The following is a 330-nucleotide window of genomic DNA, read 5'->3' as shown; positions in this document are numbered from 1 at the left end:
AGCTGACGACCAATGTGATGGGCGCCGGCACAGGCTTCCAGGCCGATCAGGCAAGGTGGGATGTTGGCCAGCCGCTGCGTGAGTTGGGCGCGGGAGAGTTTGATCCGCAGCACGACGGTGCCGCGCTGATCCTGACCGACGAGATGGAAGCTGTTCTTGCCCAGATCGATGCCCAGGGTGGCGATCGCAGCAGAGAAAGAAGACCGTGACATGGAACGTGCTCCTTGCGTGGCTCGAAGCCCCACAGCTTACGAATAAGCGGGGCAGGAGCACGGCCGGACCATCCCATTAGCGGTCGTTGCGTAAGCCGCTACGAATATCTCCATGTCT

The 330-nt window shown here is 61.2% G+C and carries 1 pseudogene; it reads right to left on the bottom strand.

The features are described from left to right. Nucleotides 1–212: pseudogene (locus KBI52_RS00580) on the bottom strand (IS110 family transposase); the annotation flags it as partial. Between the last annotated feature and the right edge of the window lie 118 nt (nt 213–330).

It is taken from the genome of Microvirga sp. HBU67558 (assembly GCF_018069605.1).
GTDB lineage: Bacteria > Pseudomonadota > Alphaproteobacteria > Rhizobiales > Beijerinckiaceae > Microvirga > Microvirga terrae.
This window is presented reverse-complemented; position numbering and strand designations above follow the sequence as displayed.